At 71.2% G+C, this 26,066-nt stretch carries 21 protein-coding genes; 12 read left to right on the top strand and 9 right to left on the bottom strand.

What is annotated here, in order from left to right; all coding sequences use genetic code 11:
• Positions 1 to 31: 31 nt before the first annotated feature.
• From BLT21_RS08515 to BLT21_RS08545, 7 genes are all read right to left on the bottom strand, one after another.
• The gene (locus tag BLT21_RS08515; RefSeq protein ID WP_091501040.1) at positions 32 to 751 is read right to left on the bottom strand and encodes a Type 1 glutamine amidotransferase-like domain-containing protein; all 720 of its coding nucleotides are present in this window, start codon (positions 749 to 751) and stop codon (positions 32 to 34) included.
• A complete protein-coding gene (locus BLT21_RS08520) occupies positions 748 to 3,513 on the bottom strand; it encodes a glycoside hydrolase family 2 protein (RefSeq protein ID WP_091501042.1) in 2,766 nt (921 codons plus the stop codon). The genes BLT21_RS08515 and BLT21_RS08520 overlap by 4 nt, the downstream gene beginning before the upstream one ends.
• 3 nt (positions 3,514 to 3,516) lie before the next feature.
• Positions 3,517 to 4,353 (bottom strand): carbohydrate ABC transporter permease, encoded by an 837-nt coding sequence (locus BLT21_RS08525; protein ID WP_091501045.1) that lies wholly within the window; start codon positions 4,351 to 4,353, stop codon positions 3,517 to 3,519.
• Positions 4,350 to 5,342 (bottom strand): carbohydrate ABC transporter permease, encoded by a 993-nt coding sequence (locus BLT21_RS08530; RefSeq protein WP_091501047.1) that lies wholly within the window; start codon positions 5,340 to 5,342, stop codon positions 4,350 to 4,352. The genes BLT21_RS08525 and BLT21_RS08530 overlap by 4 nt, the downstream gene beginning before the upstream one ends.
• Positions 5,339 to 7,438, bottom strand: a complete 2,100-nt coding sequence (locus tag BLT21_RS08535) for a DUF6259 domain-containing protein (protein ID WP_091501049.1) — start codon at positions 7,436 to 7,438, stop codon at positions 5,339 to 5,341. The genes BLT21_RS08530 and BLT21_RS08535 overlap by 4 nt, the downstream gene beginning before the upstream one ends.
• Before the next feature lie 119 nt (positions 7,439 to 7,557).
• Positions 7,558 to 8,820 (bottom strand): ABC transporter substrate-binding protein, encoded by a 1,263-nt coding sequence (locus tag BLT21_RS08540; protein WP_091501051.1) that lies wholly within the window; start codon positions 8,818 to 8,820, stop codon positions 7,558 to 7,560.
• Positions 8,817 to 10,079, bottom strand: coding sequence for an ABC transporter substrate-binding protein (locus BLT21_RS08545; RefSeq protein WP_091501053.1), 1,263 nt, complete (start codon positions 10,077 to 10,079; stop codon positions 8,817 to 8,819). Before BLT21_RS08545 ends, BLT21_RS08540 begins: the two co-directional genes overlap by 4 nt.
• 181 nt (positions 10,080 to 10,260) lie before the next feature.
• Here BLT21_RS08545 and BLT21_RS08550 point away from each other — a divergent pair, with 181 nt between their 5' ends.
• A complete protein-coding gene (locus BLT21_RS08550) occupies positions 10,261 to 11,577 on the top strand; it encodes a DUF3863 domain-containing protein (protein ID WP_091502181.1) in 1,317 nt (438 codons plus the stop codon).
• Positions 11,574 to 14,108: a family 78 glycoside hydrolase catalytic domain gene (locus BLT21_RS08555; RefSeq protein WP_176786847.1), complete on the top strand. Its 2,535-nt coding sequence runs from the start codon at positions 11,574 to 11,576 to the stop codon at positions 14,106 to 14,108. Before BLT21_RS08550 ends, BLT21_RS08555 begins: the two co-directional genes overlap by 4 nt.
• A gap of 13 nt (positions 14,109 to 14,121) precedes the next feature.
• Here the strand turns inward: BLT21_RS08555 and BLT21_RS08560 are convergent, their stop codons facing one another.
• A complete protein-coding gene (locus BLT21_RS08560; protein WP_091501057.1) occupies positions 14,122 to 14,874 on the bottom strand; it encodes an SDR family NAD(P)-dependent oxidoreductase in 753 nt (250 codons plus the stop codon).
• Between the two features lie 62 nt (positions 14,875 to 14,936).
• Here BLT21_RS08560 and BLT21_RS08565 point away from each other — a divergent pair, with 62 nt between their 5' ends.
• The 3 genes from BLT21_RS08565 to BLT21_RS08575 are packed head-to-tail and all read left to right on the top strand — an operon-like array spanning position 14,937 to position 17,850.
• Positions 14,937 to 15,899, top strand: coding sequence for an SIS domain-containing protein (locus tag BLT21_RS08565; RefSeq protein ID WP_256335999.1), 963 nt, complete (start codon positions 14,937 to 14,939; stop codon positions 15,897 to 15,899).
• Entirely contained in the window at positions 15,896 to 16,864 is a 969-nt protein-coding gene (locus BLT21_RS08570) for an NAD(P)-dependent oxidoreductase (RefSeq protein ID WP_091501060.1), read from the top strand. Before BLT21_RS08565 ends, BLT21_RS08570 begins: the two co-directional genes overlap by 4 nt.
• Positions 16,861 to 17,850, top strand: a complete 990-nt coding sequence (locus BLT21_RS08575; protein WP_256336000.1) for a phosphotriesterase family protein — start codon at positions 16,861 to 16,863, stop codon at positions 17,848 to 17,850. The genes BLT21_RS08570 and BLT21_RS08575 overlap by 4 nt, the downstream gene beginning before the upstream one ends.
• Positions 17,851 to 17,880: 30 nt before the next feature.
• Here BLT21_RS08575 and BLT21_RS08580 read toward each other — a convergent pair whose 3' ends face one another.
• A complete protein-coding gene (locus BLT21_RS08580) occupies positions 17,881 to 20,349 on the bottom strand; it encodes a glycoside hydrolase family 2 protein (RefSeq protein ID WP_091501062.1) in 2,469 nt (822 codons plus the stop codon).
• Positions 20,350 to 20,483: 134 nt separating this feature from the next.
• Here BLT21_RS08580 and BLT21_RS08585 point away from each other — a divergent pair, with 134 nt between their 5' ends.
• From BLT21_RS08585 to eda, 7 genes are read left to right on the top strand one after another with little or no spacing between them, the layout of a single operon-like run.
• Positions 20,484 to 21,089 (top strand): glucose-6-phosphate isomerase family protein, encoded by a 606-nt coding sequence (locus tag BLT21_RS08585; protein WP_256336050.1) that lies wholly within the window; start codon positions 20,484 to 20,486, stop codon positions 21,087 to 21,089.
• Positions 21,082 to 21,801 (top strand): deoxyribose-phosphate aldolase, encoded by a 720-nt coding sequence (gene deoC, locus BLT21_RS08590; RefSeq protein ID WP_176786849.1) that lies wholly within the window; start codon positions 21,082 to 21,084, stop codon positions 21,799 to 21,801. The genes BLT21_RS08585 and deoC overlap by 8 nt, the downstream gene beginning before the upstream one ends.
• Positions 21,798 to 22,769, top strand: a complete 972-nt coding sequence (locus BLT21_RS08595) for a shikimate dehydrogenase family protein (RefSeq protein WP_091501069.1) — start codon at positions 21,798 to 21,800, stop codon at positions 22,767 to 22,769. The genes deoC and BLT21_RS08595 overlap by 4 nt, the downstream gene beginning before the upstream one ends.
• 2 nt (positions 22,770 to 22,771) lie before the next feature.
• Positions 22,772 to 24,283, top strand: a complete 1,512-nt coding sequence (locus tag BLT21_RS08600; protein ID WP_091501071.1) for a xylulokinase — start codon at positions 22,772 to 22,774, stop codon at positions 24,281 to 24,283.
• Positions 24,280 to 25,005 carry an SDR family oxidoreductase gene (locus BLT21_RS08605; RefSeq protein ID WP_091501074.1) on the top strand — a complete coding sequence of 242 codons (726 nt, stop codon included), beginning with the start codon at positions 24,280 to 24,282 and terminating at the stop codon, positions 25,003 to 25,005. Before BLT21_RS08600 ends, BLT21_RS08605 begins: the two co-directional genes overlap by 4 nt.
• Entirely contained in the window at positions 25,005 to 25,397 is a 393-nt protein-coding gene (gene rbsD, locus BLT21_RS08610) for a D-ribose pyranase (protein ID WP_091501076.1), read from the top strand. Before BLT21_RS08605 ends, rbsD begins: the two co-directional genes overlap by 1 nt.
• Complete coding sequence (gene eda, locus BLT21_RS08615) at positions 25,394 to 26,053, top strand: bifunctional 4-hydroxy-2-oxoglutarate aldolase/2-dehydro-3-deoxy-phosphogluconate aldolase (RefSeq protein WP_091501078.1); 660 nt, start codon at positions 25,394 to 25,396, stop codon at positions 26,051 to 26,053. Before rbsD ends, eda begins: the two co-directional genes overlap by 4 nt.
• Positions 26,054 to 26,066 lie beyond the last annotated feature (13 nt).

A 26,066-nucleotide genomic window follows, 5' to 3' on the forward strand; every position in this document is an offset into this window, starting at 1 on the left:
GGCCGCGCTCTTGACAGCCCGGCGTTCCGCGTCAGGTGATCAGGCGGGTCTCGCAGCGCGACTCGGCGACCCCGTCACCCTCGCGCTCGACCGCCCAGACGGCACCCTCCGGCGCCTCGGTGAGCATCTCGACCGGCTCGCCGTCGACGTAGAGCACCGCGGCACCCTCGTCGAGACCGAACCCGTCGGGCAGGGTCCCGTCGGCGACGGCGCGCTGCAACGCGGGGCGGCGGTCGGGCTGCGAGTCGTAGTGCACGCCCACCGAGCGGTCGACGAAGGCGAGCGCGTCGTCGATGACGGCGACGGGACCGAACGTCGTCGTGGGGCCGCCGACGTGCCAGCAGATCGCGCCGGCCGACGTGCCCGCCAGCACGGTGCCCTGGTCGGCCGCCTCGGCGAGCACCTCGGGAAGCCCGTGCACCCGCCAGACGGCGAGCAGGTTCGCGACGCTGCCGCCGGCGACCCACACGAGGTCGCTCGCCAGCACGACCTCGCGCAGATCGGGCTGGTTGCGACCGAACAGACGCACGTGCACGGCGTCGACCCCGAGCTGCTGCGCGGCGGCGAGCTCGCGCCCTTCGTCCAGACGCTGATCGCCCGCCGCGGTGTTGATGAAGGCGACGCGCGGCCGCCGTCCCGTGACGCCGGTCGCGTCGAGGGCGTAGCGCTGCAGCGGGCTGAACTCGACATCGCCCCACTGCGCTGCGCGCCAGCCCCCGCAGGTCGCGAGGATCGTCCGCCTGCCGCTCACGAGACCGCCACCTCCGACGCGTTCCAGGCGCGCATGCGGACCGCCTCGAGAGCGGCAGGACCCGAGCCGCCGGGCAGCACGAAACCGATGCGACGCTCCTCTCCCGCTTCGAGCCCGAACGCGTTGTCGTCGAGCACCGCCCCCAGCCCGTGGGGGAAGCCGTCGATGACGACGATCGGGGCGGGATGCTCCCCGACGTTCCGCACGACGATGACGTCTCCTTCCCGGCGCGCAGACAGCGTCGTCCGCGGCAGCTCGGACAGCGGCGACGTGAGCTCTGCGTAGGGTCGCAGCAGATCGGCCACCGGCGTGCGGGCCGCCTCATCGAGGGGTCGAGCCTCGAGCGCGCGCAGTTCCGCGTCCTTGCGCTGATGATTGAACGGATACCACTGCGACGAGATCCGCTCCCCCGCGGCATCCTGCAGCGTCACCGAGAGCACGAGCGGCTCGATCGGCCGCCCGACGAGCGGCGCGACGATCTCGGCGACGTCGACGCGCCCGTCGGCCGCGACGTCGACGCTCGACTCGTGCTCCGCGACGGCCGCCAGCTCGGCGTCGTACAGGCGCACGCGCACGTGGGCGTCCGACAACGGTGAGGGGGTGTCGTTCGACACGTGGATGCGGGCGCGGAACGTCTCGTCGCCCGCCCAGTCGAACTTCTCGTAGGTCGCGTAGGCCGACACGGGGGCCCCGAACTGTTTCGCCCGGTAGTACGAGAGCTTCGGGACGCCGTAGTAGTCGATGATCGCCCACGACGCGCCGGGGAACGCCTCCCCGATCTTGTAGAACCAGTAGGCCGAGGTCTCGTCGCCGCTGTGCGCGCGCATTCGCTCCGATGCGAACCGCAGAGCGTCGCCCTGCCCGAGCTGCGAGTACTCGACGAAGGTGCGCCAGTCGCGAATGGGCCCGTAGGCGGCGTATCGCGCCTGCTTGAAGAGGTCGAAGAGCGAGAACTGCGACTGGTGCTGCATGATCGCCCCGTGCTCGGGCGGCGGCCACTGCTCGAGCAGCGCCGGATCGAGGAAGCGCGCCATGCTCTCGAGGTCGCACTGGCTCGATAGTCCGTATTCGCCGAACACCGCCGGCAGCAACCGCGTGTATGCCTCGACCGGCATGCCCTCGTGATAGACCCCGTAGAAGTGTTCGCTGCCGCCCCACGGGTCGGTGCGGTGGAACACGCGCCCGGGGTCGTACTGCGCCACGCGTCGTCCGATGACCGTCAGCAGGTCGTCGGATGTGATCGTCGCCGGGTTCTCGTTGCCGCCGCCCCACATGACGAGCGAGGGATGGTTGCGCAGCCGGCGCACGATACGCGAGACCTGCTCGTCGATCGTCGCCAGATCCGCGCCGCTCGCGTCGAGCCCGAAGGTCAGCGGGAACTCCTGCAGCACCAGGATGCCGCGCCGGTCGCACTCGTCGTAGAACTCGTCGCTCTCGATCGTGCCGCCGCCCCACGCGCGGAGCATCTGCAGATTGCCGCGCTCGACGAGGTCGAGGATGTGCCGGTCGACCTCGAACCCTCGGCGGGCCATCGGATCGGTCCAGCACCAGTTCGCGCCCTTGAGGAAGAGCTCGCGCCCGTTCACGACGAAGCGCCAGTCGTAGGTGTCGGGGCCGTGGTTGCCCGCGAGGGGCTCCATCCGCACCGAGCGGATGCCGAACCTTGCACTGAGGGCCTGCCCCGCGGCCCGCACCTCGGCCGTGTACAGCGGCTGCGCGCCATAGCCGAACGGCCACCACAGTTGCGCATCCGGCACGTCGACCTCGACGTGGTGCCGCGTCAGATCGGCACCGACCGCGGTCGACAGCCCGAGCTCTGCGACCACGACGCCCGCCGGATCGCGGACGGTCACCGAGGCCGGCAGCGGCTCCGCGTGGTCGTGCGGAGCGACGACGTCCCACTGCACGCGCACGCGCGACGCGCCCTCGCGGGCATCGGTCACCACCACCGCGAGATCGGCGAGCTCGACCTCGGGCACGCGCACGAGACGGACGCCGCGCCAGATGCCCATCGAGATGAGGTGCCCGTAGTGCCAGCCCCACCCCGGCGACGGCTTCATCACGCCATGCCAGTCGTGCGGCGGCGGATCGATGCGCACGACGATCTCGTTCTCGGCGTCGGGGTCGAGCACCGAGGTCACATCGACGTCGGGACCGCCGTACATGCCGACGTGGCGCGCGACGGGCCGCCCATTCACGAACACGGAGGCGGCGTAGTCGAGGCCGTCGAACGAGAGTCGGATGCGGCCGCCCCGCCAGTCCGCGGGCACCCGGAAGCGACGGGCGTACCACCACTCCTGCTGCTCGATGCGGGTGCGCCGGAAGTACCACGGCCACTCCTCGGGCACGCCGTGCTCGATCAGCTCAGCGTGCGTGTTGTCGTCGACCAGCGGGTCGGCGATGACCCCGGCCGCGACGAGCGCGCCCTGCACCGTGCCGGGCACCGACGCCGTCACCCACGTCGACCGGTCGGTATCGGACCGGTGCCAGCCGACGGGGCTGCGACGCGCGGCATCCGATCGGTCGCCGAGCCAGCGCTCGATCGAGAACTCCCGCCCCGGGAGGGCTCCCGCGAGCAGCCAGTCGCCGTCGAGAGACACCACGTCGGCCTCGCCACCGGCGGGAGCCTCCGCGATCGTCGCCTCGCCCACCTCCTGCGCGGAACGGGACGGAACCGCCGCGTGGTGCTCGACCCACCGGTCTCCGAGCAGGGGCGAGCTCAGCCAGCGCGCGCGTTCGATGTCGTCCAGCGAAGCGGTCACCGGCTACTTCACCGCGCCCGCGTACAGGCCGCTGACGAAGTAGCGCTGGGCGAAGACGAACAGCAGCAGGATGGGCAGGCTCATGATGAGCACGGCGGCCATGATGTTCCCCCAGTCCGCCAGGTACTGCGCCTTGAAGTACAGGACGCCCGTCGTCAGCGTGCGCTTGCCGGGATCGGTGAGCAGCAGCTGCGGCACGAGGTAGTCGTTCCACACACCCACGCCCTGCAGCACCCAGAAGGTCGCGACGGCGGGCCGCGCGAGCGGGAAGAAGATGCGCCAGAACAGCTGGAAGTACCCGGCGCCGTCGATGACCGCCGCCTCGACGATCTCGCGGGGCACCTGGCGCATGAACGCCGCCATGAGGAAGACGCCGAAGGGCAGGGCTCCCGCGATGTAGAGCAGGATGACGCCGGCGTAGCTGTTGATGAGCCCGAGGTCGCGCACGACCCGGAACTGGGGCACCAGCGCGAGCTGCATCGGCAGGAAGATCCCGGCGGCGAGCAGCAGGTAGATCCCCGAGCCGATCTTCGTCGCCTGGCGCACGATCGCGTACGACGCGAGCGCCGCAACGAAGGTCGCGACGGTCATGCTGACGATGGTCAGCAGGATCGAGTTCGCGAACAGGTTGGTGAAGTTCGCCTCGTTCCACGACGTCACGAAGTTGTCGAGGGTGGGCGAGATCGGCAGGCCGGTCGGGTTCGTCAGCACCTCGAGGTTCGGCTTGAACGCCGTGATCACGATGATCACGAGCGGATAGATCATCAGGATGCTGAGGACGATCAGCAGGACGTTGACGGGGACGCGTCGCAGCAGACGCGTGGCGGTGCGGCTGTTCATCGGCCCTCCTCCTCTGCGGCGATGCGGTTGTTCAGGCGGTTCTGGACCGCGGCGATGGCGATGAGCACGATGATGACCAGGACGGCCATGGCCGAGGCGTAGCCGAAGTTGTTGTTGACCATGCCCTCTTGGAAGACCTGGGTCATATACAGCTGAGTCGAGTTCCCCGGCCCACCCCGGGTCATCAGGTAGACGGTGTCGAACGCGCGCAGCGCACCGTTGATCGACAGCACCAGCACGAGGCCGATCGAGGGGATCATGAGCGGCAGGGTGATGAAGCGCAGCGCCTTCCAGCCGCGGGCGCCGTCGACCTTGGCGGCCTCGAGGATCTCGCCGGGGATCGTCGACAGCCCGGCGAGGAAGATGACGATGTTGAAGCCCAGACCGCTCCACAGGTCGACGAGGATGACGCTGTACAGGGCGAGGTCGTAGTTGCCCAGCCAATCCTGCGCCAGTCCGCCGAGACCGAGGCTGCGGAGGATGGTGTTGAACGTCCCCGTCGTCGGGTCGTACATGAAGCTCCACACGAACACGATCGCGACCGGCGAGATCACCATCGGCGCGAAGAAGATCGCGCGGTAGATGTTGCCGAGCCGCAGCTGCCGGTGGAGCAGCACCGCGAAGAGGAACGCCAGCACCGTCTGCACGACGATCTTGAAGAAGCCGTAGATCGCGGTGTTCCCGACCGCCTCCATCAGCACGGGGTCGCCCGAGAAGATGCGCACGAAGTTGTCGAGGCCCAGGAACTCCCACGCACGGTTGAACCCACGGGCATCCGTGAAGCTCGCCACGACGACCTGTCCCATCGGGTACACCGTGAACACGAGATACAGGATGAGTGCCGGCGCCATGGCCACCCAGAACTTCCCGGTGGAGCTCCTGCCGGTCCAGAGGCGCTCCGCGAGCGTCGTGCGCTTCCGGAGCGCGGTCACGTTCTCCGGGTCGTCCAAGGCGAGGACGCGAGGATCTTCGACGCGCGTGCTGCTCATGTCGTTCCAATCGGGTCGGTCGGGGGAACCACGACGACGGCGTCGCGGGGGTCGATGGTGAGGATCGCGCCGGTCGACGCGAGGCCGGTGCCGGCCGAGCCGTCGAGAGGCACGACGGTCGAGCCGTGCGGGACGCCGGCGATGCGCACCCGCGCGGGCGCGTCGCCGAAGTTGGCTACGACGACCAGGCGCGAGGGATCGTCGGCGTCGCGCCGCCAGACGGTGCGGCGCACGAGCCCGGCGCCATCGGACCCGCCCGCGTCCGCCACCGTCACGGTGTCGTCGAACACCGGCTCGCCGTTCCACAGCCAGTCGGCGTAGCGGCCGCGCACGTCCTCGGCGAGACGCGCGCGGGCGACGGTCGCCGGCATGTCGCGGGGACGTCCTTTGAAGTTGAAGGGCTCCAGGCTCATCGCGTATCCGTCGAGGATGCTCTGGGCGATCATCCCGTGCTCGTCGAATCCGGTGAGCGCCGTGACGATGCGGGCGTCGGGGCGCAGCATCCTGCCGACGGGACGGTGCTGCGCCGATGCGCTGCGGAAGTATGAGACGTCGTAGTCCTCGAACTGCGCGTCGTAGGCGCCCTCGGCGGCGATGACGAAGGTGTCGGCGGCGTCACCGAGGCGCGCACGGATGTCGTCGATGTAGGCCGCATCCCACGTGAAGGCGCTCGCCCCGACGGGGTGGCCGTGATCGTCGGCGAAACACAGCAGAGCGCGCCCGTGGTAGAGCGACTCGTCGGCGAGGACGCCATCGGCGCCCCATGACGCCAGCTCGGCGACCTCGGCGGCGATGCGCTCTCGCAGCTCGCGCACGCCGAAGCACAGCGGCACGTACCAGGGCGTACTGATGCCGTAGCGCTTGCGCGAGGAGTGGTAGACGGGACCGGGCTGCGCGTAGGGCTGACCGTTCGGGTCGCGCGACACGAAGCGCTCCAGCTCGTCCCAGTTCGGGCCGGGCTTCTCGACCCACACGTACTTGACGTAGAGCACCGTGGCGACGTCGAGTTCACGGGCGCGATCGAGGGCTCGCCGGAGGCCTGCGGCTCCGCCGAGCTTCGCCGCCGGCCGGTGCCACGGTACGAGTCCGTCCTGACCGCCCTCGTTCCACCCGACGATCTGGATCGCGCCGATGCCCGCCGACGCACACTCCTCGATGATGTCGACGAGATCGTCGAAGTCGTACCGCGGCTCCCCCTCGGTCGACATGAGCTGCACCTGCAGCCAGAGTCGGGGCTCGCCGAGCCAGGCGGCGCGCGAGCGTCGGGTCGGCGCCTGGTTGCGGCGGTAGGGCTCGATCGAGCCGGTCCACTCCCCCGCATAGGGCGCGAGCGCCATCGTCGGCACCTCGATGCGACCCTCGGCCGGGGCCGGGAAGTGGATGGCGTCGAGCGTCACGGCTGCGTCGGGGCCTGCCATACGGGCGAGACTGTCGGCGTAACCCGGTTCGAGCGAGGCGCGCCATCCGATGAAGTCGAGGGTCGGCGCCGCCGGCAGGACCGTGATGCCGCCGGCGTCGGCCACGAGTGCGACGAACGGCGAGGTCGGGTTGCCCACGAGCTCCGGCCGCAGGTTGCCGCTGGCGTAGTCGGGGAACATCGTGCCCCAGTAGGGCGCGTTGCTGTCGAACACGGGGAGCAGGTCGACGCGCGTGCCCGTCGAGTAGTCGACACCGCGCAGCTCGAGCTTCCGCGACGCGGGGCGGACGCCGCGCAGGGACGGGAAGCGCACGGCTTCGACCCCGCCCGCCTCGATCGCGAGCGCGAGACCGAGGCGGAGCACGCCCGCATCGATGGCAGCCGTGACGACGATCTCGCCGCGCAGCGTCTCGCCGGTCGAGGTCACCGGGTCGGTCCACCGCAGCGTGAGGACGCCCGCGTCGTCGTCGCGCTCGTACCCCGAGAGCGTCTGCTGCGACGTCTGGACGACGACCGTACGGTCGCCTCCGCGCGGGATCTCGACGACGAACAGCGAACCCGCGCTCGCTTCTTCCAGCCACGGGCCGACCCTGCCATCATCGAATCGCACGAGCCCGCCGGTGCGGGCGTCGAAGGCGATCGACAGATGCGGGTCCTCGAGGGTGAGGAGCTGAGTCACGGAACACTTCCTTGAGTTGCGTTTGTGTAGCCATACTACACGGATGGCCAGAGAAGACCCCCGAATTCGCCATGTGAGAGCGAATATCGGGGGTCTTGGGTAGCGCGGCTACCGATGATTCAGCGGGACGCTCGAATCTCATCGAGAGTCGCGTCGAGCTCGGTGACGACTGCGGCCGAGTCCGTCCGGCCCGCGATGAGGTTCTGCATCCCGACGAGCAGAGTCTCCTGGAGCTGCGGGTGGGCGGGGAGCACCATCGGGCGGAAGGTCTTGCCCTGCCAGGCGGCCTCCATGTCGCCGAAGAGCGGGTCGACCGACGAGACGTCGACGCCCTCGGTCACCGGGAACGCCTTCACCCCGGTGAGGAACTCGGTGTACACGTCGTCCTCGAAGAAGAAGTCGATGAAGCGCTCGGCCGCGTCGACCTTGTCGTTGCCGGGATTGATCCCCCAGGCCACGAGGTAGCTGCCCCACATGTCGGCCACGTCGGCGTCGAGCGTGGGGAAGTTCATGTACCCCGGGTCGACGCCCGCGGCGCGTGCGTCGGAGAGGATCCAGGTCGCGGGGAACATCGCGGCCGTGCCCGAGAGGAACGCGGTCTTGGCGGCCGACTGGTTCGTCCCGACCGGATCGGGCATGTAGTACGGCACCAGCTCCTCGACGACGTCCAGCGCACTCTCGTAGCCGGGCGTCTCGGCGAACGTCGTCTCGCCGGCGAGCAGCTCGTCGATAATGTCGGGCGAATCGGGGAACACGTGCTGCGCCATGGCGTAGTACGCGATGAACTGCGGCCACCAGCTGTCCTGCGCCGACATCGCGAACGGCACGATACCCGCGTCCGACAGCTTCGCCGCTGCATGCGTCAGCTCGGTGTACGTCTGCGGGATCTCGCCGATGCCGGCCTGCTCGAACAGCGCCGTGTTGTAGATGATGCCGTTACCCGACTGCGAGATGGGCACGTAATAAGCACCTTCGCCGCCGGAGTCGCGGGTCGCCTCCAGCGCCGCGGCCTCGTTGAGCCGGCCGAGGAAGTCCGTCGACGACAGGTCGGCGGCGAAGCCGTCCTGGATGAAGTCGGTCAGGTTCTTCGGGTCGAACCCGTAGACGTCCGGGCCCGCGCCGCCCGAGAGCCGCGTCTTGAGGACGTTGTCGTAGTCGTTGGTGTTGACGAACTCGGCATTGACGGTGACGTCGGGGTTGGCCTCCTCGAAGGCCGCGATCACCGTCTCGTACGCCTTCTGGTTGTCGCCGCCGTCGCCCCACATCAAGAAGCTGAGCTCCGTACCGCCGCCGCCGGCGCTGCCGCATCCCGTGAGCGCCGCCGCCGCGAGCGCGGCCACGCCGGCCGCGCTCGCGAGACGGACACGGGGACTGTGCGTCATCGGTTGTTCGCCACGTATTGGGCGAGGGCGGTGTCGAGATCGGCGAGAACCTGCTGGGTGTCGCGCTGGCCGCTGATGATGTTCTGCAGCCCGACGAGAAGGGCGTCCTGGATGCTGGGGTCGGTCGGCGAGAACGCCGCGACGAACTGCTTGCCCTCCCACGACGCCTGCATGTCGGGGAACAGCGGGTCGACGTCGGCGCCGATCTCGATCCCCGTGGTGGTGGGGAAGAGCTTCACCTTGCCCAGGAACTCCGTGTACACGTCGTCCTGCATGAAGTAATCGAGGAACTTCTGGCCCGCGTCGAGCTTGGCGTCGCCGTTGTTCGGGTTCAGCCCGAAGCGCACCTGGTACGTGCCCCAGATCGAGTCCGATCCGTCGTCGGTGGTGGGGAAGTTCATGTACGCGACGTCGAGATCGGCGTCACGCGCGTCGGAGAGGATCCACGTCGCGGGGAACATCGCCGCCTGGCCGCTGAGGAACGCCGACTGCGCGGCGGTCTGGCTCGTGCCGACGGGGTTGGGCATGTAGTACGGAGTCAGCTCGCGGACGATGTCGAGGGAGTCCGCCCACGCCTCGCTGTCGGAGAACGTCGTCTCGCCGGCGGCCATCTCAGCACCCAGCTCCTCGTTGGCGCCGTGCTCGGCCAGCGGGTAGTACACGATGAACTGCGGCCACCAGTTGTCCTGCGCGCTCATCGCGAAGGGCGTGATGCCCGCCGCCTTGAGCTTCTCCGACGCCGCGAGCAGCTCGGTGTAGGTCGTCGGCTCCTCGGTGATGCCCGCCTGATCGAAGAGCGCCGTGTTGTAGATGAGCCCGTTGCCCGAGAGCGAGATCGGCAGGTTGTAGGTGCCGCCCGCCCGCTGCGCATCCTCGGCCGCCTCGGGGTTCAGCTTCGAGAGGTAGCTCTCGCCGCCGTCGGAGAGATCGGCGGCGAAGCCGTCGGCGACGAAGGTGTCGATGTTGCCGAGGTCGAAGCCGTAGACATCCGGACCGGCGCCGCCCGAGAGGCGCGTCTTGAGGATGTTGTCGTAGTCGTTGGTGTTGAAGAACTCCGCGTTGACGGCGATGTCCGGGTTCGCGTCCTCGAACGAGGCGATGACGTCCTCGTAGGCCTTCTGCGTGTCACCGCCATCGCCCCACATCAGGAAGCTGATCTCGGTCTTCCCGCCGGCGGCATCACCCGCGCACCCGGTCAGGGTGCCGATGGTCGCGAGCGCGACTCCGACGAATGCTGTCCCCTTGAGCCACTTCTTCATGGCTTCTCCCTGTCTTCATCGATGGTCTACGCCAGCTGGCGGCGCGACGTCCGGGTATTGGTAGCGATACTACACATGAGTGCCGCTTTCGTCGCGTGTTTATCGAATCGAGACGTTCATACCCTCGATTTCGCTAGTGCCACTACTTTCTCGCGCTCGATCGTGGTTAGGGTGATGCCTCATGGAATCCTCCCAGCACCCGGGCGCCGTCGGCCGGCGCATCACCGTCAACACCGTCGTCCGACGCCATCAGATCGAGGCCACCCGAACCCGATCGCTGTGGGAGGACGAGACCGAGCTGCACTCCGCCGCCCTCGTCGAGCGGTTCTCCGATGCGGTGCGGGCGGCGATCCCCGACGCCCGCCTGACGTGGGCCCTGTCGTGGGGGGCACTCACCGACGAGTCGTCCCGCTATCGCGACGTGCGCGCCGCGGTCCGGCGCGCGGCCGACGCGCACGGCGACGACGTCGCTTTCGTGCCGGGGGGCTTCTTCGCCAACCTGTATGGTTCGCGCGAGGACGTCGGCCGCGACATCTCCGACGCCGCCGATCTGATCGCTCAGGAGTTCGGGCGGGCCCCGCGCTCGCTCGTCGCCGGCTTCCTCTCGGCGCGGAACATCGCCGACGCGCGGGTACGCGGGATGCGCACCGTGCAGGGCAACATCTGGAGCCAGTTCGACATCGACCTGCAGGACGGCGACGGCTCGATCGCCTACCCCTACTACCCGTCGCCATCGCACTTCCTCGTCCCCGGTCGGGGCGGCGAGCGCGTCGACGCCGTCCAGCTCGACGGCTGGACGGTCGATCTCGTCGCCGCGCGCACCGCGGGGATGTCGTCGGACTACAACTCGCGCCTCGGCCTCGGCCCCATCGAGACGCTGCACCGCCTACCCCGCGCCGACGCGCTCCGCGAACTCGATGCGACGAGCGAGGCGCACCTGAACGACCGGAACGTCGAGCGCAACGGTCTCGGCTGGCTCACCGTGAACTACGAGATCAGCGAGGTCGCGCGCGGACTCGAGACCGATCCGACGATGCTCGATGCCTGGGGCGGCTGGCTCGGTGGGCTTCGCGACCGCTGGCCCGACCTGCGGATGCCGACGATCGCGGAGTTCGGCGAGGAGTGGCGCGCGCGGCATCCCGACAACGAGGGCCTCGCGTACCTGCTGCAGCAGAGCGGCAGCGGCGTGCAGGCCTCGCGCCTCGGCGAGACGGTGACGTGGTTCATGACGGCCGGCTTCCGCCTGGGCGTGGTGTCGGATGCCGACGGCGTCCGGGTCTTCGACTACACCGCCTACGACGGCACCGCCGTCGAACCCGCGGCCCTCGGCGACCGCCGGTGGAGCCTGCTGGGCGAGATCAATCAGAAGCGCACGCGCCCGCAGGACGAACCGGTGCCGCTGCGCGCCTTCCTCGCCGCGCACCCCGAGGTCGATGCGGCGCTCGATGCGAGCTACGGAGACGGCGTCGAGCTCGCAGCGCTGCGGGACGACGCGTGACCCGGCTGCAGCGGCTGACCGTCGACCACGAGGTCGACCGGGTGGGCACGGGCGCGCGGCCCGTGTTCGGCTGGGAGATCGTGGCCGATGAGCCCGGCGCGCGGCAGACATCCTGGCGCCTCGACGTCCGCAACTCGGCGGGCGCGGTGGTGTGGGACTCCGGCGCCGTCGCCGATGAGCGCTCGGTCGACATCGCCTACGCAGGGCCGGCCCTCGCCCCGCTCACGCGGCACCGGTGGCGCCTCTCCGTCCAGACCACCGCAGGCCCGGCCGAGGCGGACGGCACCTTCGTGACGGGTGTCGTCGACGACGATTGGCGGGGATCTCGCTGGGTCGGGGCGAGCGAGCCTTCGGCGGCGGCACCCATCGTCCGCGGGGCCTTCGATCTCGAGGTCGCGCCGACCGAGGCCTATCTCGTCGTCGCGGCGGGCGGGCTGGCGCACGTCGAGCTCGACGGGCGGCCCGTGGACGACTCGGTGCTCGGCCCGGGATTCACCGACTACGACGTCGTCAGCCAGTACACCGTCGTCGACGTCACCGATCGTCTCGCCGCTGGAGCTCATGTGCTGACCGCCGAGCTCGGACGCGGCTTCTACGGGATGCGTGGGCGCAACACGTGGAACTGGGAGACCGCTCCCTGGCACGACGACCCCTGCGTGCGCCTGCTCCTCGTCGCGCGGGGGCCCGGAGGCGAACGGGTGGTCGCGACCGGCCCGGACTGGCGCGTGGCCGACGGGCCCACCCGCAGCGACGACCTGTACGCGGGCGAGGACTTCGACGCCCGCCTGCGCATCCCCGGTGCGGGCAGTCCCGGGTTCGACGACTCCGCCTGGCCGCCCGCGCGTCAGGCCGCAGGCCCCGCGGGGACGCCCGAGCCGCAGCGGCAGCCCCCCATCGTCGTCGCCGACCACCTCGAGCCCGACTCGATCGTCGAGCTCGGCGAGGGGCGCTGGGTCGTCGGATTCGAGCGCGTCATCGCGGGCTGGGTCGAGGTCGAGGCCGAGGGCGAGTCGGGCGAGGTGGTCGAGCTGCGGTTCGGTGAGACGCTCGAGGCCGACGGCTCGCCGAACTACGAGGACGAGAAGGGGTACTTCGACGGACGCTTCCAGTCCGACCGCATCACCCTCGACGACACGCGCGAGACCGGTCCGCTGCGCTGGCATCCGCGGTTCACGTGGCACGGCTTCCGCTATGTCGAGGTGCGCGCGGCCCGCCTTCCCCGGCTGCGCGCGGCGATCGTCCACACGCGGGCGCCGCGGATCGGACGCTTCTCGTGCTCCGACCCGCTGCTGAACACCGTCCACGAGCTCACGGTGCGCACGATCCTGAGCAACCTCCACGGCATCCCGACCGACACGCCCAAGTACGAGAAGAACGGTTGGACGGGTGACGGCATGGTCGGCGCCCGGATGATGCTCCAGAACCTCGACACGCACGAGCTGCTGGCCAAGTGGTCGTCCGACATCGCGCACTCGCGCCATGGCGTGGGCGCCCCGCAGGTGATCGTCCCGCACGGCGGCTGGCGCATGGACTGGTCCCCCGCGCCGACCTGGCATTCGGCGCTCCTGCTCGTGCCGTGGGAGGTGCATCTGCAGCGCGGCGACCGCGACGTGCTCGCCGCCGTCTGGCCCGACGCCCGCGACTACCTCCGTTTCGAGATCGATCGTTCGGCGGACGGCATCGCCGAGACGACGCTCGGCGACTGGGTGGCGCCCGACACGGATGCCGGGGGCGGCAACCCGCCCGAGGATGCCCGCGTCGCGGCCACGGCGTTCCTCATCGCGATGTGCGACGCGGCCGCGCGGTTCGCGATCGAGCTCGGCGAGCCGGCGGACGAATGGCTCGACGCGGCGCAGCGCAGCCGTGACGCATTCGTCGGCACCTTCTGGGATGCCGAGCGCGCCGAGGTGCGGGGCGTCGGCGACGACGGGTACCGGCAGGCGCACGCCGTGCTCGCCCTCGCGTTCGACATCCTGCCCGAGGAGGCCCGCCGGCCCGCGGCCGATCGTCTCGCGGCCGACGTGCGCGACCGGGACGACCACCTGTGGACGGGGGCGCTCGCGACGAAGCACATCCTGCCGGTGCTCACCCGGTTCGGTCACGCGGATGCCGCCGTCGCCGTCGCGACGCAGACGACGTTCCCCAGCTGGGGCCACTGGGTCGAGCTCGGTGCCACGTCGCTCTGGGAGCACTGGAAGCCCGAGTCACGATCGCGCGGGCACTACTTCCTCGGCACGATCGACGACTGGCTCTACGCAGACGTCGCGGGCCTGCGGCCACTCGCCCCGGGCTGGCGGCGTGCCCGCATCGAGCCCGGCGTCACGGCGACGTCGCTGACCGGCGCCCACGGCGCGGTGCGAACGCCCTACGGCGACCTCGCGGTGCGGTGGCGGCGCGGCGGTCCGGATCTGGCCGACGACGAGATCGAGCTCACGTGCGAGGTGCCCGTCGGCATCACGGCCGAGATCGTGCTGCCCGGCGCGCGACGGGAGGTCGGCTCGGGCATGCACACGCTGCGCGCGCGGACCTGAGCCGCCCGGTCCGTCACCAGGCCGAGTAGCCCCCGTCGGCGAGCACGATCGATCCCGTCAGGTACGACGCGGCGTCCGAGGCGAGGAAGGCGACGAGCGAGGCGACCTCCTCCGGCGCACCGAGCCGCTGCATGGGCGTGCGGCGGATCCAGTCGTCCCACCATTCGCCCGGCACGCCGTCCTTCGTGAGGTCGGTGCCGATGTAGCCCGGCGCGACGGCGTTGACGCGGATGCCGGCGTCGACGTACTCCACGGCGAGCGACTTCACGGCCAGGTGCACCGCGCCCTTCGACGCGTTGTAGGCGGCCTGCCGTTGCGGCGCGTTGGCGAGCTCTCCCGACATCGAGCCGATGGCGATGATCGAGGCGCCGCGCGTCATGTGACGGGCGGCCTCGCGGGCGCACCAGAACGTGCCCGTCGCGTTCACAGCGAGCACGGCGTCCCACGCCTCGCGCGAGATCTCGGCCGACGGCTGGTGGTTGGCGATGCCCGCCGAGGTCACGAGGATGTCGAGGCGCCCGTGGCGGTCGGCGACCTCGGCGAAGACCCCCGCGACACCCGCGGCGTCGGTGACGTCGAGATGCACGTACTCGACTCCCCCGTCGAACGACTCCGCCGCGGCGCGACCGACGTCGTCGAGGAGATCGGCGATGACGACGGTCGCTCCGAACTCGCGCAGCGCCGTGACGCAGGCGAGTCCGATGCCCCGGGATCCGCCGGTGACGACGGCTACTCTGCCGCCCAGTTCGAGCCGTTCGCGGTACATCTCTGTGCCCTTCGGAGGTGGTGGGGTAGGATTTGTAGCGATACTACATGGAGGGGGGATCCGTGACCACGGACACCGCACCCGGCGCATCCGGCACCACCGCAGCGCCCGCCGAGGACTCGAGCGACACGCTCCTCGAGCGCATCACCCGGCAGCTGCCGAGTCTGCGACGCTCCGAGCAGCGCGTCGCCGCGATCGTGCTCGACAACCCCGTCGGGGCGGTGCAGTTCACGATGGCGGGGCTCGCCGAGGCCGCCGAGGTCAGCGAACCGACGGTCATGCGCTTCTGCGCGTCGGTGGGCTGCGAGGGCTTCCAGGACTTCCGCATCCAGCTCGCCCAGACCCTCGCCCTCGGGCTCCCCGTGACGCACTCGTCGATCACCCCCGAGGACTCGAGCGCCGACCTGTCGGAGAAGATCTTCGATCACACGATCTCGAGCCTCGACCGGGCGCGGCGCACGCTCGACGCTGCCGCGGTCGAGGAGGCCATCGCGCTCATCCTCGGCGCATCCGACATCCTGTTCGTCGGCTTCGGCGCGAGCGGCATCATCGCTCAGGACGCGCAGCAGAAGTTCCCCCTGTTCGGCGTGCCCTGCCAGGCACCCGAGGACTTCCACCAGCAGTTCATCGCGGCGACCATGAGCGGACCCCGGTCGGTCACGGTCGCGATCTCGAACACCGGCCACACCGAGCAGACGATGATCGTCGCCGAGGCTGCACGCAAGGCCGGCGCCACCGTGATCTCGATCACCGGCCGTCCGAGCCCCCTGTCCGACATCGCCGCCGTGCCGCTCATCGCGCGCACGTTCGAGGACACCGACGTCTACACGCCGTCGACGAGCCGCCTGGCGGGCCTCGTCGTCATCGACATCCTCGCGACGGGCGTCGCGCTGCGGCGCAGCCCCGAGCACACCGCTGCGATCCGCCGCATGAAGAGCGAGCTCGCCTCGATGCGCCACCGTGGCGCCGAGGACGATCAGGCCGCGGACGGCGAGCGGACGTCGGACGGCGAGCGGGCCTCGTGACCGCCGAGCGTCCGCGTCGCGTGCTCGTCACCTCGCGGTCGTTCGGCAGCGGCGGCGTCGACCTCGCCGCCGAACTGGACGCCGCCGGCTACGAGGTCGTGCGTTCGGGTCCCGCCCACGACCTCGACGAGCTCGCGGTCCTGCTGCCCGGGGTCGACGGATGGATCGCGGGCACCGGTCCCGTCACGGCCGCCCACCTCGACCTCGCTCCCGACCTCCGGGTCGTCGCCCGATACGGCGTGGGGGTCGACAAGGTCGATGTGGCGGCGGCCGCGGCGCGCGGCGTCGTCGTCACCAACACCCCGGGCGCCAACTCCAGCGCGGTCGCCGAGCACACCGTCGCCCTCCTGCTCGCCGCCCTCCGCGGAGTGCCGGCCGCCGACCGCCGGGTGCGCGCCGGCGACTGGTCGGGCTGGCAGGCTCGCGAGCTGTCGGCGCTCACGGTGGGCGTGCTCGGACTCGGACGCATCGGGCGCCTGGTCATCGAGCGCCTCGGCGGATTCCGCCCGCGCGTGCTCGGCGCCGACCCCTGGGTACCGGCCGACGACCCGATCTTCGACGAGATCGAGCGCGCGTCCGCCGACGACCTCGCCCGATCGTGCGACGTCGTCACCCTGCACGCCCCGGGCGGGCAGACCGTCGTCGACGACGCCTGGCTCGCGGCATCCGACCGCCCCGTGTTGCTGGTCAACACCGCCCGTGCCGACCTCGTCGACGAGGACGCCGTCGCCGCCGCGCTGCGCTCCGGCCGCGTCTGTGCCTACGCCGCCGACACCCTCGCGACCGAGAACCACGGCGACGGGGCGTCACCCCTGCTCGCCCCCGACCTCGCCGATCGCGTCATCGTCACGCCGCACCTCGCAGCCCAGACGCGCGAAGGTGTCGACGGCATGGGAGGCATGGCCACCGCCGACCTCCGCGCCGTGCTCGAGGGCCGCGCGCCGCGGCATCCGGTCACGCCATGAGCGGTGCCGCGACCGGGATGCGCGGGCAGGTCCGCACGGTGACGGGCGACGTCGAGCCCGACGCCCTCGGCACCGTGAACTACCACGAGCACCTCTTCCAGCGCTCCCCGCTGCTGCCCGGCGACGACCTCGACGACGAAGACGCCTCGGGGCGCGAAGCCGCAGAACTGCGGGAGTCCGGATTCGCCACGCTCGTCGACGCGACCCCGCTCGGCCTGGGACGACGACCCGACGCGATCCGGCGGATCTCGCTCGCGACGGGCCTGACCGTCGTCATGACCACCGGCGCCCACCGGCGCGAGCACTACGCCGCGGATCACCCGCTGCTGACGGCGAGCGAGGACGACCTCGCGGCCGCATTCCTCCGCGATCTGACGGCGGGTGCGGCGGAGGGACTCGCGCCGGACGCCTCCGCCCCCGAGCCCGATCCGGAGGCGGGTCCGGAGGCCGCGCCGCGAGCCGGGGTGCTCAAGGTCGGGCTCGGCTACTGGCGCATCGACGACGCGGCCCGCCGGGCGATCAGCGCCGTCGGCGCCGCGCACCGTGACACCGGCGCCCCGGTGATGGTGCACCTCGAGCACGGCACGGCGGCCCACGAGGCCCTCGACGCCCTGACCGCCGTCGGCGTCGCCGCCGACCGGGTCGCGCTGGCCCACATCGATCGCAACCCCGACCCGGGGCTGCACGTAGAACTCGCGGCGCGCGGTGCGTTCCTCGGCTACGACGGCGCGGCGCGCGCTCGCGACTGGCCCGACTCGGTGCTGATCGACTGCCTCACCGAGGCCGCGCGGCGCGGCGGTGCCGACCGCGTGCTACTCGGGGGCGACGTCGCCCGCGCGACGCGTTACCGCGCCTACGGCGGCATCCCGGGCCTGCGCTACCTCGGCGATCGCTTCGTGCCGCGCCTGCGCGACGCCGCCGGAGACGACGTCGTCGACCGCATCCTGCGACGGAACCCCGCCGCCTGGCTCGCCTGGCGCGTCTGACGCGGGCGAGCCGGCAACGAAGCCGGTGCGTCAGGCGTCGACTCGGGCAGGGGTGAGATCGCCGGCCGAGCGGATGATGCCGGGTGCCGCGAAGGCCCCCGGATCGATCCCGGCGCGAGCCGTGATCGTAAACGTCTCGCTCTCGCCCGCCAGCAGCGTCACGAGCCCGCGGTCGACGCGCGCGGCCGGATCGACCCGGTCGACCTGCAGCGTGAGATCCTTCACGAGCGACCGCGCCGTGATGCGCACCTCGTAGCCGGCATCCGTCGCCCTGGTCGCCACCTCGAACCCGTCGGGCTCGAGAGCGAGCGCGGGGTCTTCGGCGAAGTACCAGAGCGCACGCTCACCGGTCGACAGCTCCGCCGAGACGAGCTCGCGGCCCGGATCCGATGCGGCCACGACCGTGTCGGGCACCGCCACCGTCATCGCCCGTCGCGGATCGACGCTCACCGTGACGCGCTCGTCGGCCGACACGGCGCCGTCGAAGCCGGTGCGCCGCAGCGTCAGAACGGCATCCCAGACGGCATCGGTGTCGTTGTGCAGCACGACCGCGAGCCCGTGCTCGCGCGGCTGGATCGTCACGAACCGGTCGGCGTACACGGCGCGCAGCGCGTGCCAGAGCGGTTTCCGGTGGCCGTGCCCGTCGACGGCGGCCCACGAGATGACCGGCCAGCAGTCGTTGAGCTGCCAGACGATCGCGCCCTGATTCAGCGGATGCAGCGACCGGAAGTGCTCGATACCGAACCGCACCGCGCGCGCCTGGTTGAGCTGCGTGGCCCAATGCCAGTCCTCGATCGTGCGGGGCGCGGCGATGTGGTCGCCGAGACCGCGTTCGAGCTTGCCATTGCCGTCCTGCGCCTTCTGGTGCACGAGCATGAGCGGGCCATACGGATCGGCGGGCTCGTCGTGCACGACGGAGAACAGGGTCGACCATGCCGGCGGCCCCTGGAAGCCGAACTCGGACACGAAACGCGGTCGGTACGTGCGGTAGACGTCGTAGTCGACCTGATTCCAGACGTCCCAGATGTGCGTCGTGCCGTGCGCGGGATCGTTGGGGTGCACGTACGAGCTGAAGCCGTACGGGCTTCCGGGCGAATACGGCGTCGTGGGCGCGAGCTCGGCCACGATCTCGGGGAAGAGCCGCTGGTAGTAGCCGTCGCCCCACGTCGCACCGCGCAGCCGCGGCCGCCACTTCCAGTCGACCCAGCCCCAGATGTTCTCGTTGCCGCCGTTCCAGATCACGAGGCTCGCGCGGCCGGTCAGGCGGGCGACGTTGTCGCGCGCCTCAGCGGCGAACTCGTCCCACAGCTCGGCGTCCTCGCTGTAGGCCGCGCAGGCGAGGAGGAAGTCCTGCCATACCAGGATGCCGCGCTCGTCGGCGAGATCGTAGAAGTCCTCCGACTCGTAGATGCCCCCGCCCCACACGCGCAGCAGGTTCATGTTCGCCTCGGCGGCGTCGTCGAAACGCTCGGCGAGCCGCTCGCGCGTCACGCGCGGGAAGAAGGTGTCCTCGGGGATCCAGTTCGCCCCCTTGATGAACACGGGACGCCCGTTGACGGCGAGCGCGAAGGGGCTGCCGTCCTCGTCGGCCTCGACGTCGAGCGTCACCGAGCGGAACCCGATGCGACGACGCGCCTCTCGCTCGCCCACCGCGACCCGCAGGTCGTAGAGCGGCTGGTCGCCGTAGCCCCGGGGCCACCACAGCTCGGCATCCGCGGCGCGCAGCGACAGCGTCGCGTTCACGTCACCGCGATCGACCGACGCGGTGACGCGCTCGCCCGCGACCTCGGTCGCGATCTCGTGGGCCCCCGCGCCGCCGCCGTCCGCGGCGGGCTGCTGCCACTCGAGCTCCACGTGCACGTCGACTCGGTGCGGGTCACCGTCGACGCCGACGACGGGACGCACGCCTGCGATGCGGACGTCGCTCCAGCCCTCGATCCCGATGTCGCGCCAGATGCCGGCGGTGACGACCGCGGGACCCCAGTCCCACCCGAAATTGCACGCCGACTTCCGGATCGCGTTGAAGGGGTGCACGTACGAGTGCGGGCGCTCCCCGAGAACGGCCTCGCGCTCGCGGGCGTAGGCGATCGGCGACGAGAACTCGACGCGCAGCACGTTGTCGCCGGCGCGGAGCAGCTCACCGAGCCGCCACCGGTAGGTGCGGTGCTGATTGATGGTGCGTCCGAGCTCCCGCCCGTTCAGGATGACGCGCGCGACGGTGTCGAGTCCCTGCGCGACGAGGTCGTGGACCGCCTCGCCGTCGTCCGACCAGGCGAAGGTCGTCTCGTACGCCCAGTCGGAGTGGCCGATCCATGCCAGCGCCGACTCGTTGTCGTCGACGTAGGGGTCGGGGATCAGGCCGGCGGCCAGCAGATCGGTGTGCACGACGCCGGGGACGGTGGCGGGGATGCTCGAACGGGTGGTCTCGGCGTAGGTCTCCGGCACGTCTCCAGCGACGTGCGTGAGGTGCCAGCCGGAATGCAGGGCATGGAAAGTCACCCCTCTAGAAGTAGCACAACTACCGGAAAATCGAGCGAAATCCGGCGCTCGGCGGTCTTCATTGCACCCCTACGGCCGATTCGCGTAGTATCACTACCGATCCGAGACCCGGGTCGCAAGGAATGGATGTGAGCATGTGCGCCGCTGCACGACCGGCTGAACCCGCCGCCCTCACCGTCGAGGCCCTCGCCGGTGCACTCACGGGGCCCACCGAGCGCTACGAGAAGCACCTCGCCGATCTGCGGGGGCTCTATCGGGACGCCGCCGCGTTCGACGCCGCCCTCGCGGCCGACGACGGCGCACCGGTGTACTGGGTCGACGGCAGCACCCCCGACACCGGACGCGGCGCCCTCACGATCGGCCTCAGCGTGCTGCGGCCCGGTCGCGTCGGCGCGGAGTTCGCGATGACCCGCGGTCACCTGCACGCTCAGGCCGAGTTCGCGGAACTGTACTTCGGCATCGCCGGTTCGGGAGTCATGCTCCTCGACAGCGTCGACGGCGAATCACGAGCGGTACCCATCACCCCCGGCGTCGCGGTCCACGTTCCCGGCGGGTGGGTGCACCGCAGCGTGAACGTCGGCGAGGAGCTGCTCGCGACCCTCTTCGCCTACGCCACCGAAGCGGGGCAGGACTACGGCATCATCGAACGCGCGGGCGGTATGAGCCAGCTCGTGGTCGCCGACGATGCCGGCGGCTGGACCACTCGTCGCAACCCGGATCACGGAGGCTACCGTGCCTGAGACCACGACCGCAGCGGACGCCGAGGCCGTCCTGGGCGACCTCGCCGCCCACATAGACATCAGCTGCGTCCAGGCGCAGCACGCGCGCGCCGACATCGAGGAGCTCGCCCGCCGTGCCGCCGCCGGAGGATTCGTCAGCGCGCACGTGCTGCCGGGCTGGCTGCCGGTGATCCGCGATCTTCTCGCCGGTACCGGAGTGCTCGCGGGCTCGCCCGTCGGCTTCCCCAGCGGCGGCGCGACGACGGCGACCAAGGTCGCGGAGGCACGCGAGCTGCTGCAGCTCGGCGCGCAGGAGCTCGACGTCGTCGTGGCGATCGGACGCCTGCGCTCGGGCGAGACCGGCTACGTGACCGATCAGCTCACCGCCGTCGCCGAGGTCGTCGACGGCCGGGTGCCGCTGCGCGCGATCCTCGAGGTCGGCCACCTCGACGAGACCGCGATCCGCCGGGGCGTGGACGCCGCCGTCGCGGCCGGCATCCCCTGGATCAAGACGGGCACCGGGTGGTCGGGACGCCCCACGACGATCGACCACATCCGGATCATCGCCGACCAGGTCGACGGCCGTGCCGCGATCAAGGCCGCCGGCGGCATCCGCGACATCGAGACGATTCGAGCCATGGCGGCCCTCGGGGTCACCCGGTTCGGCATGAACGCGGATTCGGCCGTCGCGGCGGTCGCGGCGGCGACGGACGCACGGGGAGACGACGCATGAGCATCATCCAGACCATGGACGCCACGGGACTGCGCCCCGCGCAGACTCCGACGCTCTACTTCATCGGGGTGACGACCGGCCGGTCGTCGATCCAGCAGGTGTTCCCGCGCTGGGCCGACGAGCTCGGGCTCGACGGCGCCGTGCTGCAGGGCATCGATCTGCCGCTGCACGCGCCGCGCGAGGACTACCGGAGGGTGGTCGACTTCATCGCCAACGACCCGTTGAGCCTCGGCGCCCTCGTCACGACCCACAAGATCGACCTCTTCGCCGCCTGTGCCGACATGTTCGACGAGATCGATCCGTTCGCGCGCCTCATGGGCGAGACGAGCTGCATCTCCAAGCGCGACGGCCGCCTCATCTGCCACGCGAAGGACCCCATCTCGAGCGGCCTCGCCCTCGATGCGTTCCTGCCCCGCGGTTTCTGGGAGGGCACGGGCGCCGATGCCCTCTGCATGGGCGCCGGCGGCTCGACCATCGCGATCAGCTGGTACCTCTCGCGACGCGAGTCGGGACCCGACCGCCCCGAGCGCATCATCGTCACCAACCGTTCGGCGCAGCGACTCGATCACATCCGCGAGATCCACGCCGAGCTCGACACCGACACCGCCTTCGAGTACGTCCTCACCCCCACCCCCGAGGACAACGACCGCGTGCTCGCCGGCCTCGCGCCACGCTCGCTCGTCGTCAACGCGACCGGACTCGGCAAGGACGCACCCGGCTCGCCGCTCACCGGCGCCGCGGTCTTCCCCGAGCGATCGGTCGCCTGGGACCTGAACTACCGCGGCGACCTCGTCTTCCTCGACCAGGCGCGCGCGCAGGAGCAGTCGCGCTCGCTGCAGGTCGAGGACGGGTGGATCTACTTCGTGCACGGCTGGACGCAGGTGATCGCCGAGGTCTTCGACGTCGACATCCCCACCTCGGGGCCGTCGTTCGACCGGCTCGGCGAGCTCGCCGGGTCGACGCGCTGACGATGACCGGACTCGGCATCGAGCGCGACCTCGTCCTGGCCTACGACCTCGGCACCGGGGGCTGCAAGGCATCACTGTGGACCCCGGCGGCGACGATGCTCGCCGAGACCGTCGTACCCTACCCGACGAGCCATCCCGCGCCCGGGCGCAACGAGCAGGCGCCCGCCGACTGGTGGGATGCCGTCGCGGCGTCGACCCGGCACCTGCTGGAACGCTCCCCCGGAGCGCGCGAGCGCATCGCCGGCATCGCCCTGTCGGGCCAGAGCCTCGGCGCGGTGCAGCTGGACGAGCGCGGCGAGCTCGTCGCGCCCACGACCCCGATCTGGTCCGACACCCGCGGGCGCCCCGACGCCGTCTTCGGCGGCACCTCCGAAGCCGAGTGGTATCGCCGCACCGGCAACGGGTTCGGTGCCGCGCTCTACCCGCTGACGAAGGCGGCGGCGTTCCGCGCCGACGACCCGGACGCCTGGGGGCGCACGCGGCACCTCGTCGGGTCGAAGGACTGGATCAACCTGCGTCTGACCGGCGAGCTCGCGACCGACCCCTCGATGGCCTCGGGGAGCGGCGCGTACGACCTCGCGACAGGCGGATACGACGACGAGCTCCTCGCCGCTGCAGAGCTGCCGCAAGACGTCTTCCCCCGCATCGTGCCGTCATCGGAGCGGGTGGGCTGGATCACCGCGGCGGCCGCCGGCGACCTCGGCCTGCCGACCGGCATCCCCGTCTTCGCGGGCGCGGTCGACAACGCGGCCATGGCGCTCGGCTCGCGCGGCACCGCCGAAGGCCGCATCTACGCGGCACTCGGCTCGTCGAGCTGGATCACCGTGACATCGGCGCGACCGGTCATCGACGACCATGCGCGCCCCTACGTCTTCGCGCACGCGATCCCCGGGCTCTTCATCAGCGCACTGTCGACCTTCAGCAGCGGCACGAGCCTCGAGTGGCTGCACCAGACCCTCGCGCCGGGCACCGACACCGCGACGTTCATCGATCTCGCGGCCGGCAGCGTTCCCGGGGCTCGCGGCGTGAGCTTCGTCCCCACCCTCGCGGGAGGCACCCCGCTCGAAGGCGGCAGCGACGTGCGCGGCGGGTTCACCGGCCTGCACCTCGGCGCCGGCCCCGCGGATCTCGTGCGCGCCTGTCTCGAGGGCATCGCCTTCTCGCTCGACCGCAGCCTCGCCCGCATGCGCGAGCTCAGCGGTTCGCGCGAGCCGCTGCTCATCACCGGTGGCGGAAGCCGGTCGGCCCTGTGGAACCGCGTCTACGCCGACATCCTGCGGTCGCCCCTGCAGCGTTCGACGGTCGACCAGCAGGCAGCCACTCTCGGCGCTGCCGCGATCGCGTTCGTCGGACTCGGCATCTGGGACGACTACGCGCGGGCGGATGCCGCGCACACCGGCCTCGACGAGATCGTGCCCGCCGACCCCGAGTCGTACGCCGACGCCCGCGGGCGGTTCGATGCGGCCGTCTCGGCCCTCGCCTCCCTCACCCCGACACAGGAGAACCCCTCATGACCGACCTCCCCCTCGTCGTCATCACCGGTGCGAGCTCCGGCATCGGCGCCGCCACCGCGCGCGCCTTCGCCGCGGCCGGCCATCCGCTGCTGCTCATCGCCCGCCGACTCGAGCCCATGGCCGAGCTCGGTCTCGACGACGCCGAGCTCGCGGCCGTCGACGTCACCGACACCGCAGCGGTGGCGGAGGCGCTCGCGCGGGCCGAGGAGCGGTTCGGTCCCACCGACCTGCTCGTGAACAACGCGGGCCTCATGGCGCTGTCGTCGGTCGCCGAACAGGACCCCGCGCTCGTCCAGGAGCAGTTCGACGTCAACTGCGTCGCCCTCATGAAGAACAGCCAACTCGTACTGCCGGGGATGCAGGCGCGCGGGCGCGGCACGATCGTCAACATCGGCTCCATCGCCGGCAAGCAGCTCTACACCGACCACACGGTCTACAACGGCACGAAGTACGCGGTCCACGCCATGACCGAAGGACTGCGTCGCGAGAACGCCGCACACGGCGTGCGGGTACTGCTCGTCGCCCCGGGCATGGTCGACACCGGCCTGCTGGGCAACACCGGCGAAGGCGACGTCCTCGACGGCTACCTCGACTACAAGAGCAGCATCGGCGGGGGCCTGCGTCCCGACGACATCGCGCAGGCGATCCTCACCGCCTACCAGCTGCCCCAGCACATCAGCTTCCGCGAGATCGTGGTCGCCCCGACGTCGCAGGACGCCTGATGAAGCGTCGCGGCATCCTCAACGCCGACCTCGCGGGCCGCCTCGCCGGGCTCGGCCACACCGACCGGTTCCTCGTGACCGACTCCGGCTTTCCCGTTCCCGCCGGGGTGCCCGTCGTCGACCTGCGGGTCGTCTACGGGCTGCCCGGCTTCGCGCCCGTGCTCGACGCGATCCTCGCCGAGGTCGTCGTGGAGGCCGCCGTCGTGGCCGAGGAGCTCGCCACCGCCAACCCCCGCATCGCCGGCGAGGTGCAACGCCACCTGCCCGACGCCACGACCCTCTCCCACGCGGACCTCAAGCGGGAGGGCGACATCCGCTTCGCCGTCCGCACCGCCGAGGACACCCCATACGCCAACGTCCTGCTGACCGCGGGCGTCGGATTCCCGGTATGACCGGGCCGCGGGGCGAGGCCGGGCGGCTGGGCGGCACGGGGCCGCTCCACGGAACGGGACCGCTGCGGGGGGAACGGGTCGTTCCGGTCATCGTGCTGCACGATGCCGCAGCCGCCCACCCGCTCGCCGACGCGCTCGTGGCGGGCGGTATCCGGTGCGCTGAGATCACGCTGCGCACCCCCGCGGGCATCGACGCGATCCGCGCGCTGCGCGATCGAGACGACATTCTCGTGGGCGCCGGCACCGTCGTCGAGCTCGATCAGGTCGACGCCGTCGCCGACGCGGGGGCCGCGTTCGCCGTCTCGCCCGGCTTCGACGCCGACGTCGTCGATCGCTGCGCCGAGCGCGGCCTGCCGATCGTGCCCGGCGTCGCGACGGCCAGCGACATCCAGGCGGCGCTGCGCCGCGGCATCCGGCACCTCAAGCTCTTCCCCGCCGGCCTCGTGGGCGGACTCGCCGCGGTGCGGGCGTTCGCCGGGCCGTTCCCCGACGTACGGTTCCTGCCGTCGGGCGGAGTCTCGGCCGACAACGCTCCCGCGTACCTCGCCGATCCCGCGGTCTTCGCGGTCAGCGGCTCGTGGATGGTGCCCGCCGACGCGCTGCGCACCGGCGACTGGGCCACCGTCGAGCGCCTCTCCCGCGCGGCCTCGGCCTGACCCGCCGAGCGGA

The sequence above is a fragment of the Microbacterium sp. cf332 genome, assembly GCF_900102175.1.
Taxonomy (GTDB): domain Bacteria; phylum Actinomycetota; class Actinomycetes; order Actinomycetales; family Microbacteriaceae; genus Microbacterium.